The 13408-nt window shown below is 32.0% G+C and carries 12 protein-coding genes; 8 read left to right on the forward strand and 4 right to left on the reverse strand.

Annotation, left to right across the window (positions count from 1 at the left end; translation table 11 throughout):
* Positions 1–3 precede the first annotated feature (3 nt).
* Together EAG11_RS13190 and EAG11_RS13195 are read left to right on the forward strand one after the other, a co-directional pair.
* Complete coding sequence (locus tag EAG11_RS13190) at positions 4–957, forward strand: HlyD family secretion protein (protein ID WP_129539577.1); 954 nt, start codon at positions 4–6, stop codon at positions 955–957.
* A gap of 2 nt (positions 958–959) precedes the next feature.
* Positions 960–2105 carry an ABC transporter permease gene (locus EAG11_RS13195; RefSeq protein ID WP_129539578.1) on the forward strand — a complete coding sequence of 382 codons (1146 nt, stop codon included), beginning with the start codon at positions 960–962 and terminating at the stop codon, positions 2103–2105.
* Positions 2106–2188: 83 nt separating this feature from the next.
* Here EAG11_RS13195 and EAG11_RS13200 read toward each other — a convergent pair whose 3' ends face one another.
* Entirely contained in the window at positions 2189–3823 is a 1635-nt protein-coding gene (locus tag EAG11_RS13200; RefSeq protein WP_129539579.1) for an ABC-F family ATP-binding cassette domain-containing protein, read from the reverse strand.
* Between the two features lie 199 nt (positions 3824–4022).
* Between EAG11_RS13200 and EAG11_RS13205 the strand changes: the two genes are divergently transcribed.
* Positions 4023–4466, forward strand: coding sequence for a PepSY-like domain-containing protein (locus EAG11_RS13205; RefSeq protein ID WP_129539580.1), 444 nt, complete (start codon positions 4023–4025; stop codon positions 4464–4466).
* 91 nt (positions 4467–4557) lie between these two features.
* On the opposite strand, the gene EAG11_RS13210 is transcribed toward EAG11_RS13205, so the two are convergent.
* Positions 4558–5733, reverse strand: coding sequence for a GlmU family protein (locus EAG11_RS13210; RefSeq protein ID WP_129539581.1), 1176 nt, complete (start codon positions 5731–5733; stop codon positions 4558–4560).
* A 178-nt stretch (positions 5734–5911) separates the two neighbouring features.
* A complete protein-coding gene (locus EAG11_RS13215; RefSeq protein ID WP_129539582.1) occupies positions 5912–6163 on the reverse strand; it encodes a type B 50S ribosomal protein L31 in 252 nt (83 codons plus the stop codon).
* Positions 6164–6409: 246 nt separating this feature from the next.
* On the opposite strand from EAG11_RS13215, the gene EAG11_RS13220 reads away from it, so the two are divergent.
* From EAG11_RS13220 to EAG11_RS13240, 5 genes are all read left to right on the forward strand, one after another.
* Complete coding sequence (locus tag EAG11_RS13220; protein WP_129539583.1) at positions 6410–6943, forward strand: DUF4199 domain-containing protein; 534 nt, start codon at positions 6410–6412, stop codon at positions 6941–6943.
* 9 nt (positions 6944–6952) lie between these two features.
* Positions 6953–7909 carry a glycosyltransferase family 2 protein gene (locus EAG11_RS13225; protein WP_129539584.1) on the forward strand — a complete coding sequence of 319 codons (957 nt, stop codon included), beginning with the start codon at positions 6953–6955 and terminating at the stop codon, positions 7907–7909.
* 147 nt (positions 7910–8056) lie between these two features.
* A complete protein-coding gene (locus EAG11_RS13230) occupies positions 8057–9784 on the forward strand; it encodes a phospho-sugar mutase (protein WP_129539585.1) in 1728 nt (575 codons plus the stop codon).
* Between the two features lie 52 nt (positions 9785–9836).
* Positions 9837–11663, forward strand: coding sequence for an ABC transporter ATP-binding protein (locus tag EAG11_RS13235; RefSeq protein WP_129539586.1), 1827 nt, complete (start codon positions 9837–9839; stop codon positions 11661–11663).
* A gap of 216 nt (positions 11664–11879) precedes the next feature.
* A complete protein-coding gene (locus EAG11_RS13240) occupies positions 11880–12581 on the forward strand; it encodes a hypothetical protein (protein ID WP_129539587.1) in 702 nt (233 codons plus the stop codon).
* Between the two features lie 9 nt (positions 12582–12590).
* Here the strand turns inward: EAG11_RS13240 and EAG11_RS13245 are convergent, their stop codons facing one another.
* Positions 12591–13313: a hypothetical protein gene (locus EAG11_RS13245; protein ID WP_129539588.1), complete on the reverse strand. Its 723-nt coding sequence runs from the start codon at positions 13311–13313 to the stop codon at positions 12591–12593.
* Between the last annotated feature and the right edge of the window lie 95 nt (positions 13314–13408).

Raw genomic sequence — 13408 nt, forward strand, 5'->3', positions numbered from 1 at the left:
TTTATGAAAAAAGCAATTATTATAATCCATTTAATTTTCATTTTTACAAGTTGCGAAAAAGAGAAAAAAGAAAATTTGATTCAGGGAAAAATAGAAAAAGAACAAATTGCTGTTGTTAGCAAAATTCCTGGCAAAATTTTAAAAATATTTGTCAAAGAAGGAGATATTGTCCAAAAAGGAGACACGCTTGCAATTCTTGATATTCCAGAAGTAGATGCTAAAAAAAATCAGGCCGAAGGAGCTGTTATATCTGCAAAAGCCCAATACAGAATGGCCGTAAAAGGAGCTACAGAAAACCAAATTAAGCAATTGGAAGCAAAAAAAATGGGACTAAAAGAACAATATGAATTTGCTCAAAAATCGATTAAAAGATTAACAAACATGCTTAAAGACTCCTTAATATCTCAGCAGACTTATGACGAGACTTTTGCTAAATACCAAGGAGCACAAGCCCAATATAATGCTGTTATTGCTGAACTAGACGATGCAAAAAAGGGAGCTCGTATTGAGCAACAAACAATGGCTTTAGGCCAACAAGACAGAGCTCTGGGAGCATTACAAGAAGTAGAAACTGCCGACAAAGAACGCTATATTGTAGCCCCGCAAGACATGAGCATTGAAACCATAACTTTAACTATCGGCGAACTGGCATTACCAGGTTACACCTTATTTAATGGTTATATTGCTAACAGTACTTACTTCCGCTTTACGATACCAGAAAATCAACTAGAAAAATTTAAAAAAGGACAAGAAGTAACCGTACATATTCCTTACAAGAAAATCGACATTAAAGGAAATATTAGCACAATAAAACAACTGGGAGCATACGGTAACATTGCAACTGCTTATCCAGATTACGAAATGCAGGAAAGTTTATTCGAAATAAAAATAACTCCTTCTAATAGCAATGAAACAAAAGATTTAATTACAAAAACAACTGTTACCTTATCTCTTTAACTATGCAAAATTTCTTTTCATTGCTTAAACGGGAATTCAAATTATTCTGGAAAAACAAAGTGCTTCGATTGCTTTTTATTGGCGCACCAATACTTTATGGTGTTTTATTAGGCTATGTTTACGGCAAAGGTAAAGTGACCGATTTACCTATAATTGTAGTCGATCAAGATCGTACTGAAATGAGTTCAAAAGCAATTCAGATGTTTGAAGACAATGAAGTTGTACATATAGCTTCAATTCTATATGATCAAAATAATCTTTCTGAGATTGCCATTCAAAAAGAGGCTACTTGTGTCGTTATCATCCCAAAGGGTTTTGAAAAAATGACTCTCACAAAAAAATATCCTGAAATTACTACCATTGTAAATACATCAAATGTCTTAACAGCTAATTACGCATCAACAGCAATACAAGTTTGTCTTGGAACATTAAAGGCTGGTATTCAAATTGAAACTTTAAGAAAACAAGGTGTACCTGAAGGCCTACTTATGTCACAATACGAACCTTTTAAAACAACTTTTATAAAGAAATACAATCGAAGCACCAACTATATGTATTTCCTTTGGCCAGGTGTTTTGGCAACCGTCTTGCAACAAGTTCTCTTACTGGGATTAGCACTTTCTTTTGCTTCTGAGTTTGAAAACGGAACCTTTAAAGACTTAGTCAAAAGATGCCCTTCGATTTTAAATCTAATGGCTGTAAAAATCATTCCTTATATGTTAATGAGTTTTGGTATTTGGTTTATATACTGGCTATTTACTTTATGGTTTAGACTTCCATTTTACGAAAACCTCCTCCCACTTACATTTATAGCTGGGATTTTTGTACTATCAGTTTCTTTTATTGGTATTCTAGTAAGTATTTTGATTCCTAATCAATTAAAAGCTACAGAAGTTCTAATGGTTATTGCAACTCCTAGCTTTATTCTAAGCGGATTTACTTGGCCTTTAAGTCAAATGCCACAAGCTGTGCAAGCAATTGCGAATGTGATCCCATTAACACATTTTTTAAAAGCTTTTAGAATTTTAATCATCGAAGATGGAACTTTTTCACAAACAACACAACCTATTTGGAATATGGTTATTATTGGATTAGTTTGCTCAATTGCTGCCTTTATCGCTTTATACTACAAGAAAAAAGTGCTTTAAAAGAAGCATAAACTTTCTAACTATAAGACATAAAAAAACGGCATAAGAATTAAACTTATGCCGTTTTTCATTATAATAAAAAACTATTTTTCTATCTCTCGCATTGAATCCATTTTTTTATGCGCTAAGAAACCAGCAACATCTTCAAAATGTTCTTTAACACGTTTATTACCAAATTCAAAAACTTTAGTCGCTAATCCATCAAGAAAATCACGATCGTGAGAAACTAAAATCAAAGTACCATCAAAATCACGTAAAGCATCTTTAATAATATCCTTTGTTTTCATATCTAAGTGATTCGAAGGCTCATCAAGAATCAATAAATTAACTGGCTCTAACAATAATTTTATCATTGCCAAACGAGTTTTCTCTCCTCCTGAAAGCACTTTTACTTTCTTTGTAATATCATCTCCCTGAAACATAAAAGCACCAAGAATGTTCTTAATTTGCGTTCTAACATCTCCAACAGCAATAGCATCGATAGTTTCAAAAATGGTAGCATTTTCATCCAACAAAGAAGCTTGATTTTGAGCAAAATACCCAATTTGAGAATTATGACCAATCTCAACACTTCCTTCGTCGATACCAATCTCTTTCATGATTGCTTTAATCATAGTCGATTTACCTTCTCCATTTTTACCAACGAAAGCAACTTTTTCACCTCTTTCGATAACTATGTTAGCATCTTTAAAAACAACATGATCACCATATGATTTAGATAATTCTTTAACCACAACAGGATATTGTCCTGAACGTGCTGCTGGTGGGAATTTTAATTTAAGTGCAGAATTATCTACTTCATCAACTTGTACAATCACTAATTTTTCAAGCATTTTAACACGAGACTGAACCGCATCAGTTTTTGAAAAAGTTCCTTTAAAACGATCAATAAAAGTTCTGTTATCAGCAATCATTTTTTGTTGTTCATCGTATGCTTTTTGTTGATGAATACGACGATCTTTTCTTAGTTCTAAATAATGAGAATATTTAGCTTTATAATCGTAGATTCTTCCCATCGTAACTTCAATTGTACGATTGGTAATATTATCTACAAACGCTCTATCATGCGAAATTACTACAACTGCTTTTGCAGCATTTATTAAAAAATCTTCTAACCATTGAATACTTTCAATATCCATATGATTGGTTGGCTCATCTAGTAAAATTAAATCTGGCTTCTGCAAAAGGATTTTAGCCAATTCGATTCGCATTCTCCATCCTCCAGAAAATTCTGAAGTTTGACGTCCGAAATCTTCACGATCAAAACCTAAACCAACTAAGATTTTCTCAACTTCAGACTCATAATTAACCTCTTCGATTGCATAATATTTCTCGCTTAAGTCCGAAACTCTTTCGATTAACTTCATATAAGCATCACTTTCATAATCAGTACGAACAGTTAACTGCTCATTGATTTCATCTATTTCAGCTTTCATTCTAAAAATTTCACCAAAAGCTTTTGATGCTTCTTCCATTACAGTCGAACCGTCTTTAGTCAATAAATGCTGAGGCAAATAAGCTATAACAGCTTCTTTCGGAGCTGAGATACTTCCAGTAGAAGGTTTGCTTTGTCCTGCTATAATTTTTAAAAGTGTCGATTTTCCCGCACCATTTTTACCCATAAGGGCAATTTTATCATTTTCATTTATAGCAAAAGAAACATCGCTAAATAATGTAGTTCCTCCAAATTGAACTGAAATATCGTTAACTGTAATCATTACTTCGTGTGAATTTATTTAATCGGTTAATCATATAACTGACAACCTTTTTTTTTCGTGGTGCAAAGATATATTAATTAGAGTATTCAACAATACAATTAAACTCCTGACTCCTCCAATTTTTAAGTTTCATCATTTTTCTTACATATTTTATTTTTTTTATCTTACCTTGTATAAGAATCTAAAAATCAGAAAAAACATGAGAACAAAATTAAACTTAGTAGTTTGCCTTATTGCAGGATTAATATTTGGACTTTCTGCAAATGCACAAAAAACGGTAATAAAAAAAGAAGCCTTACCGGCAAATGCACAAACTTTCTTAAAGACTCACTTCGGATCTAAAAAACCCAGCTATATATTGCAGGACAAAGAGATCCTCTCTACAGAATACAAAGTTCAATTTGATAATAAAATTGAAATAGAATTTGATAAAAAAGGAAACTGGAAAGAAGTTGATGGCAAAGGCGCTAAAATCCCAAACTCTATTATTCCTAAAAAAATTGCTACTTACATAAAAGTAAATTTTCCTAAAGAAAAAATAACCAAAATAGAAATAGGAACTTTTGGCTATGAAACAAAACTAACCAATGGCTTAGAATTAAAATTCAACCTAAAAGGCGATTTTACCAAAATCGATAAATAGTATTTAACTAAATAAAAACCCGACAAATTTTAAAAACTTGTCGGGTTTAATATATTATCCAATTTTAAAATTGACTCATTATCTAATTAAATCAGTCTTTTCTCCATTTTTTTGTTTCTTCAAAAATGTGCTCTAAAATTGCTGCTTCTTTTTCGTCAAAATCAATATTTCTGCGCCCCATAACCAATCGAGCAGTCTCAAAAGCTTTTTTGGTAACGTATGTTGTAAAACCAGCTGCTCCTCCCCAAGAAAAACTTGGTATAAAGTTGCGAGGAAATCCTGTACCAAAGATATTAGCACTAACTCCTATTACTGTTCCTGTATTAAACATTGTATTGATTCCGCACTTACTATGATCTCCCATCATTAAACCACAAAACTGAAGTCCAGTTTTAGCGAATCCTTCTGTTTCATAACTCCAAAGCTTTACTTCTTCATAGTTGTTCTTTAGATTCGAATTATTAGTATCCGCACCTATATTACACCATTCTCCTAAAACTGAATCTCCTAAAAATCCATCGTGTCCTTTATTCGAATTTGCAAACAGAACGGAATTCTTCACCTCTCCTCCTATTCTAGAACCTACTCCTACAGTTGTAGCTCCATAAACTTTAGCATTCATTTTAACTTGTGCATTTTCACATAAAGCAAAAGGTCCACGAATAACAGAACCTTCCATGATTTCGGCATTCTTACCTATATATATAGGCCCAGTAGATGCGTTTAAAGTAACGAACTCTAATTTTGCACCCTCTTCTATAAAAATATTTTCAGGAGCAATTGTATTTACACTTTTAGGGATTGGTTGCGATTTTCTATCTTCAGTTAAAAAGTTAAAATCTTCACGTATTGCAGCGTCATTTTTTGAGAAAATATCCCAAGTATTTTCTACAGTTATACAATTACCGCTGTATTGAATAATTTCATAAGTATCAAAATCAACCTCTTCTTGATTTTCACTTGTATAAAAAGCAATAACTTCTTCTCCTTTAAAGATAGCCTGATTTGCTTTTAAATCCGAAACTAGTTCCGCTAAATCATAATTTGGTAAAAACGAAGCATTTATCATTACGTTTTCCTCAAGCTCTACCATTGGATATTTCTCTGATAGATACTCTTCGGTTATTGTTGTTGTAGTTGATCCTAAATGCATCTCCCATTTTTGACGTATTGTCATTATTCCGATCAAGATATCAGCAACAGGTCGGGTAAACGTAAAAGGCAACAAGGCATTCCGGACGGGTCCATCGAATAGAATGTAATTCATATATTAATTTAATTTGGCAATATTTTAAAATCTTGATTTGGTTATCGACTTCAAAGTTACAAATATTTTATTTGTTTCAATAAACCATAAACACTCTAAATCAAGCATTAAGACTGTATAATAAACAAAAAAGCCTCCCAAAAAGGAAGGCTTTGATTTATTTAAAAACAAACTAAAATTATTTAGCGTGTTTAGCGTATTTAGTTTTGAATTTATCAATACGTCCTGCAGTATCGATAAGTTTAGATTTACCTGTGTAAAAAGGGTGAGATGTTCTAGAGATCTCCATTTTTACAAGTGGGTATTCAACACCATCAACTGTTATTGTTTCTTTAGTATCTGCAGTAGATTTAGTAACAAAAACTTCTTCATTTGACATGTCTTTGAAAGCAACTAATCTGTAATTTTCTGGGTGAATTCCTTTTTTCATCTTTTCTTTTTATTTATTGTTTGGAGCGTTTTAATTTTGAAGCTTCTTCGTGGTTAGAAAAAGGTGTAAATGCAACTACTCTTTTTGTTTAAAATCTTTTAATTATTTCAGTCTGCAAATTTACATATTTTTTTCAATAAACAAACATTTGCCTATTTTTTTTTATCCAAAATCGAAAAGCATTTTTTATCCATGATTATATTGGGAATTGTTATATTTGTGGATTAATTTTAAAACATATAAATTATGATTAATGAAGTTATAAAAAAGAATGGAATTACCTATGGTATAATTATAGGTGCTGTTTTAGCTCTTATCACTGCAATTATGTACGCGATCGATCTTAAATTATTTGTTTCAGGTTGGATTGGAGGCATGACTTTTGTTATTTTTCTAATAATTACTATTACTTTATTATCAAAAACTAAAAAAGATTTAAAGGGTATTTTCTCTTTTAAAGATGCTTTTACAACTTATTTCGTTGCTATCCTTGTAGGGATTTTAATTTCAACTTTTTTCAACATTATCTTATTTAACGTTATTGACCCTAGCGCAAAAGAAACTCTAGGTGAATTAATCAGAAAATATATGGCTGAAACATTGCAAAAATTCGGAACTCCTGCGTCGGTAATAAACGAAACTCTAGCAAAAATGAAAGAAAGTAACCCATACGCTACAGCTGAACTATTAAAAGCTTTGGTTTTCAGCATTGTTGGTTATTCTATATTAGGATTAATTATGGCTGCCATTTTTAAAAGCAAAACTACACATCAAGAATAAAATAAATAAATGAATTTATCTATACTTATACCGCTTCTTAACGAAGAGGAGTCACTTACAGAACTATACACATGGATCATTAAAGTGATGAAATCTAACAATTACTCATATGAAATCATTTTTGTAGATGATGGTAGTACAGATAATTCTTGGAATATTATTGAAGGATTTTCTAATGAAAATCCAAACGTAAAAGGTATTCGCTTCATGAAGAACTTTGGTAAATCGCAAGCTTTACATGCTGGTTTTGCTAAAGCAAATGGCGATGTTATCATTACTATGGATGCCGATTTACAGGATAGTCCAGAAGAAATTCCGGGATTATACGAAATGATTACTAACCAGAAATTTGATTTGGTTTCGGGTTGGAAAAAGAAACGCTACGACTCTGTTGTAGCAAAAAATTTACCATCAAAATTATTCAATTGGGCTGCCAGAAAAACTTCGGGAGTTGAATTGAATGATTTTAACTGTGGCTTAAAAGCTTATAAAAATACAGTTGTTAAAAATATTGAAGTTTCGGGTGAAATGCACCGTTACATCCCTGTTTTAGCAAAAAATGCTGGTTTTAACAAAATTGGAGAAAAAGTAGTACAACACCAGGCTCGTAAATATGGCGAAACTAAATTCGGAATGGAACGTTTTGTTAACGGATTCCTTGACCTAATTACGATTTGGTTTCTTTCTAGATTTGGAAAAAGACCAATGCACTTATTTGGTGCCATTGGATCGTTTATGTTTATCATTGGATTTTTATTAGCTGGTTATATAGGAATATCCAAATTATACCATATGTATATGGGAATGCGTTATAATTTAGTTACAAGCAATCCTTGGTTCTTTATCGCATTAACAACTATGATATTAGGAACTCAATTATTTCTTGCTGGTTTCTTGGGCGAAATTATTTTGCGTACCAAAAATAACGAAGAGCGTTATAAAATAGCCAATCAGGTTAATTTATAACAAAATACTAGCCCTGATAGCAGCGGCATCCTTTGTGTTTTTTCTTTAAAAACATAAAGATATAGCGAATAGCAGGAGATTGCTTCAAGAAATTGTAACAACTCCTGAAATAGCTTTTTTTGACTTACAATTTAAAATAATATACAAATGAATATAGCACCTAACATTTTAACTGCTGTAAACGAATGGCTAACGCCAGCATTTGACAATGAAACACAAGAGGCGATTAAAGAGATGATGACGACATCGCCTAAAGATCTTGAAGAAAGTTTTTACAAGAATTTAGAATTCGGAACAGGCGGAATGCGTGGTATTATGGGTGTTGGTAGCAACCGAATCAATAAATACACGCTTGGAAGAAATACACAAGGACTTTCTGACTATATGCACAAAGTTTTCCCTGACAAAACTTTAAAAGTAGCGATTGCTTACGATTGTCGCCACAATAGCAACACGCTTGCTAAAATTGTGGCCGACGTTTTTTCTGCAAATGGAATTCATGTTTATTTGTTTTCGGATATGCGTCCGACTCCAGAATTATCTTTTGCACTTAAACATTTAGGCTGTCAATGTGGTATTGTACTTACCGCATCACATAATCCACCTGAATATAATGGATACAAAGTGTACTGGGAAGATGGTGGACAAATCGTTCCTCCACAAGATGCTGAAATCATTGCCATTATCGAAAGCCTAGATTATGCTAAAATTAAATTTCACGCTAACGAGAAATTAATTGAATACATCGATACTGAAATCGACAACGCTTTTATCAAGTCATCTATTGAAAACGCAAGCTTCAATACTCCAGCTAAAGCTAAAGAGGATTTACAAATCGTTTTTACATCTTTACACGGAACTTCTATAAAATCAATTCCTCCTACTTTATCTCAAGCAGGTTATACTAATGTACATATTGTACCTGAACAAGCTGTTCCGAATGGTGATTTCCCTACGGTAAAATCACCTAACCCAGAAGAGCCTGAGGCATTAGAAATGGCACTAGTGTTAGCTGATAAAACAAATTCGGATATTGTTGTTGGAACTGATCCTGACTGCGATCGCTTAGGAGTTGCTGTTCGTAATAATGAAGGTAAAATGATTTTGCTGAATGGGAATCAAACCATGATTTTGATGACTGCTTTCTTATTACAAGAATGGGAAAAAGCAGGTAAAATTAACGGAAAACAATTTATAGGATCTACTATTGTTTCGACTCCTATGATGATGGAACTTGCAACAAGTTATGACGTTGAATGCAAAATAGGCTTAACAGGATTTAAATGGATTGCTAAAATGATTAAAGATTTTCCTGAACTTGAATTTATAGGGGGCGGAGAAGAAAGTTTTGGTTTTATGGTTGGAGATGCCGTTCGCGATAAAGATGCTGTTGCTGCAACTTTATTAATATGCGAAATGGCTGCACAAGCAAAAGCAAACGGAAGCTCTGTTTACAAAGAACTCTTAAACCTTTATGTTGAGCATGGATTCTATAAAGAACATTTGGTTGCATTAACAAAAAAAGGAATCGAAGGGTTACAAGAAATTAATCAGATGATGATTAATTTACGTGAAAATCCTGTAAAAGAAATAAACGGACAAAGAGTAATAATGGTAGAAGATTATCAATCATCAACAGCATTAAACTTATTGAGCGGTGAAGTATCTGAAATGACTATTCCAAAATCGAATGTACTAATCTATTATACTGAAGATGGCTCTAAAATTTGCGCAAGACCAAGCGGAACGGAGCCAAAAATTAAATTCTACATTAGCGTAAACACTCAATTAGATTCTGTTGAAGATTTTGATACAACTGATGCTATTTTAGATAAAAAGATAAAAAACATTATTGCTGCGATGCAATTGAATTAATTTTTTTACTTCTGACTTATAAAGTTGATTTAAAAAATAAAAAACATCTTGAATGAACAATTTCAAAAGAATATTTCCTTTTATATTTCCTTATAAAAGATACGCATACATGAATATTTTATTTAATATTCTTTATGCATTATTTAGCACACTTTCGTTTATGGCATTAATTCCTATGATTCAGGTATTATTTGACCAAACAAAAAGAAACACCACAATACCCGTTTACAAGGGCATTTGGGAAATAAAAGATTACGCCGAAAATTACTTAAGTTATTTTATCACACAAGCAACTGATAATTATGGCGTAGGATACACTCTATCGGTAATGGTGGCGGTAATTATTTCGATATTTTTATTAAAAAATCTATGCGATTATCTCGCTATGTTTTTCATTACTTTTTTAAGAAATGGTGTTCTAAGAGATATGCGAAATGCGATGTACAAAAAAACACTTGAATTACCTTTATCATTTTTCTCAGAAAAAAGAAAAGGTGATGTTATTTCTCGTATTGCTGGTGACGTTAGCGAAGTTCAGTCTTCATTTCTTGCAATTTTAGAACTTATTGTAAAAGAACCACTAACTATTATATTTACCATCATTGCTATGCTTGCCATAAGCCCGCAATTAACTCTTTTTGTTTTTATTTTCATTCCTGTTTCTGGATATATAATATCATTGATAGGAAAACAATTAAAAAAACAATCAACTAAAGCACAGCAAGAACAAGGAACATTTTTATCTACTATTGAAGAAACTCTAGGCGGATTAAAAGTGGTAAAAGGATACAATTCTGAGAATTATTTCAATAGTGTTTTCCAGAATTCTACTCAACGTTTCTTTAAACTATCAAACAGCATTGGTAATCGTCAAAACTTAGCTTCTCCTGCAAGTGAATTTATGGGAATCATGGTGATTGCGATTTTACTTTGGTATGGTGGCCAAATGGTTTTAATTGAAAAAACATTAAACGGAGCTTCATTTATCGCTTATATGGGTTTAGCCTACAATATCCTTACTCCTGCAAAAGCAATCTCTAAAGCATCTTACGGGGTAAAAAGAGGGAACGCTGCAGCAGAACGTGTATTAGAAATTCTTGACCAAGAAAACCCTATTACAAGCAAAGTTGATGCTATCGAAAAATCTTCTTTTGACTCAGACATCACAATAAAAAACATCAACTTTAAATATGAGAAAGAAAATGTATTAAAAGACTTTTCTCTTGAAATAAAAAAAGGACAAACTGTTGCTCTTGTTGGACAATCTGGTAGCGGAAAAAGCACAATTGCCAATCTCCTAACTCGTTTTTACGATGTAAACGAAGGCAGTATAAAGATTGACAACATCAATATCAAGGATATGTCTTTACATTCTCTTCGTGGCTTGATGGGACTAGTTACTCAAGACAGTATCTTATTTAATGACACCATAAAAGCTAATATTTCATTAGGAAAACTAGATGCTACTGATGAAGAAATTATTGAAGCTCTAAAAATAGCCAATGCTTTTGAATTTGTAAGCGAACTACCCCTAGGCATCTACACTAATATTGGTGATAGCGGAAACAAGCTTTCTGGCGGACAAAAACAACGTTTATCAATTGCTCGTGCCGTATTAAAGAATCCTCCGATTATGATTCTAGATGAAGCAACATCTGCACTAGACACCGAAAGCGAAAAATTTGTTCAGGTTGCCCTTGAGAACATGATGCAAAACCGTACCTCAATTGTTATTGCTCACCGTTTATCTACTATTCAAAAAGCAGATTTAATTGTTGTTATGCAAAAAGGCAAAATTGTAGAACAAGGAACTCATGAGAACCTAATAGCTTTAAACGGAACCTATAATAAATTAGTTACTATGCAATCGTTTGAATAATTTTTCATAATTTAGGGATACGTAAGATGTAAACCCATTGAAAATAAAGACAATTAATACATAGATATCCTAAATTTTATCTTAAGGTGTTTCATTTTTCGAAGAGTCGGAAGCGACTTATCAAAAAATGAAACACCTTTTTTTTTGGATTCTATAAAATCCCTTTTTAAATGAATTAAAAACGCTTACCAGCAACGAATCAATATATAAACGCCTATGTATCGTCACAATTCAAACATAAACTTACCTGAAGACCCTAATACGATAGTATGGAAATACTTGGATTTATCTAAATTCTTGGACCTATTGATGTCTAAAAAACTTTTTATGTCTCGTTCTGACAAATTTGAAGATCAGTATGAGGGGACATTTAGCGAACCTACTTACGAAGAGATTAAAAAACTCGCAATAGACAATCCTGACTTTATAAATTACTATAAAATACACCGCGAAAAAGTAGCAATAAGCAGTTGGCACATCAATGAATACGAATCATTTGCCATGTGGCAGATATTCACTCAAAATAGCGAAGGATTAGCAATTCAATCTACCATTGGAAGATTACAAAAGGCTTTAAAACCAGAGAATAATTTTGATCAATATATAGGAGAAGTAAACTATATTGATTACAAAAAAGAATACATCCCTTTTGACGATTTATTCTTTCCGTTTTTATTTAAAAGAAAAAGTTTTCAATATGAACGCGAAGTACGCATTATTACAGATACCTCTAAAAGCGATATTAAAATCAATGACGGATTAAGAATTAATGTCAATCTTAAATATCTTATCGAAAAAATATACATTCACCCCAAATCAGAGAACTGGTACAAGAAACTCGTAATCGATTTGGTTCACAAATTAGGTCATGATTTTGATATAGAAAAATCAGATCTTGAAAGTGATATTTTAATATAATTATAAATATCAAATTGGCTTATAACTAACCACTTTCCAATCTTTAATTCCTAGGTTAATATAATTATAATGTAAAACATCATTTTTATCAAACTGTCCATTTTTATTAGTATCCTCAATAGTTCTAAAATACAAACGATTTTTCGAATCTATAACACTCCAATCTATTAGCTCTTGAAAATCTTCAGAAACCTTAACAAATCGCTCTCCGCTAATATCACTTAAATACAATGCTTTTATATCGCTAGTATCTAATTTTCCGTCTTTATTAGTATCCATATCCACCATGGTATATACCATAACATGGTTATGTGTTTTATCGGCAATTGTTTTTAAATAAGTCGCCGTTTGTATCAAAACCGCCTTATCCGTCAATGGTCTTATTGAATCTGAATCTATTTTCTGAAATTTTAAATTTTGCAAATATCCAGTAATTTCATATTCCCCAATATTCGAAATTGTAAAACTTATATCATTCACACTCGATGAGCCATAACGTGCTTTAACACCTCTTTCATAAACTCTTACATCTCCAACTGGGTGAATTAAATAATCTGTTCCTTCCATCTGAATTGGCAAATCAGCAATTGCAACTTGCGTGGAATCGACCTTAGCAATTACTTTTGAAGCTGTTGAAGCATCATAAGTAACCTTTGGTTTTTCGATTTCTTTTTTACAACTCACTAAGAGTAAAACAGAAAGACTTATAATAGATATATGTAATTTTCTCATGTTGTTTTATTAAAAAATAATTTCAAATGTAATGAATTTTAAAAATGGTTCACCCCTTTACAGTCAATTTATACATTCTAAACTAGCTTTTTCAT

This window comes from Flavobacterium sp. 140616W15 (assembly GCF_003668995.1).
In the GTDB taxonomy this organism is placed as follows: Bacteria; Bacteroidota; Bacteroidia; order Flavobacteriales; family Flavobacteriaceae; genus Flavobacterium.

Coding starts and splice junctions, on each gene's coding strand:
- EAG11_RS13235 (WP_129539586.1), top strand. CDS start 9,837: ATGAACAATTTCAAAAGAATATTTCCTTTTATATTTCCTTATAAAAGA.
- EAG11_RS13215 (WP_129539582.1), bottom strand. CDS start 6,163: ATGAAAAAAGGAATTCACCCAGAAAATTACAGATTAGTTGCTTTCAAA.
- EAG11_RS13245 (WP_129539588.1), bottom strand. CDS start 13,313: ATGAGAAAATTACATATATCTATTATAAGTCTTTCTGTTTTACTCTTA.
- EAG11_RS13220 (WP_129539583.1), top strand. CDS start 6,410: ATGATTAATGAAGTTATAAAAAAGAATGGAATTACCTATGGTATAATT.
- EAG11_RS13190 (WP_129539577.1), top strand. CDS start 4: ATGAAAAAAGCAATTATTATAATCCATTTAATTTTCATTTTTACAAGT.
- EAG11_RS13205 (WP_129539580.1), top strand. CDS start 4,023: ATGAGAACAAAATTAAACTTAGTAGTTTGCCTTATTGCAGGATTAATA.
- EAG11_RS13240 (WP_129539587.1), top strand. CDS start 11,880: ATGTATCGTCACAATTCAAACATAAACTTACCTGAAGACCCTAATACG.
- EAG11_RS13225 (WP_129539584.1), top strand. CDS start 6,953: ATGAATTTATCTATACTTATACCGCTTCTTAACGAAGAGGAGTCACTT.
- EAG11_RS13195 (WP_129539578.1), top strand. CDS start 960: ATGCAAAATTTCTTTTCATTGCTTAAACGGGAATTCAAATTATTCTGG.
- EAG11_RS13210 (WP_129539581.1), bottom strand. CDS start 5,733: ATGAATTACATTCTATTCGATGGACCCGTCCGGAATGCCTTGTTGCCT.
- EAG11_RS13230 (WP_129539585.1), top strand. CDS start 8,057: ATGAATATAGCACCTAACATTTTAACTGCTGTAAACGAATGGCTAACG.
- EAG11_RS13200 (WP_129539579.1), bottom strand. CDS start 3,823: ATGATTACAGTTAACGATATTTCAGTTCAATTTGGAGGAACTACATTA.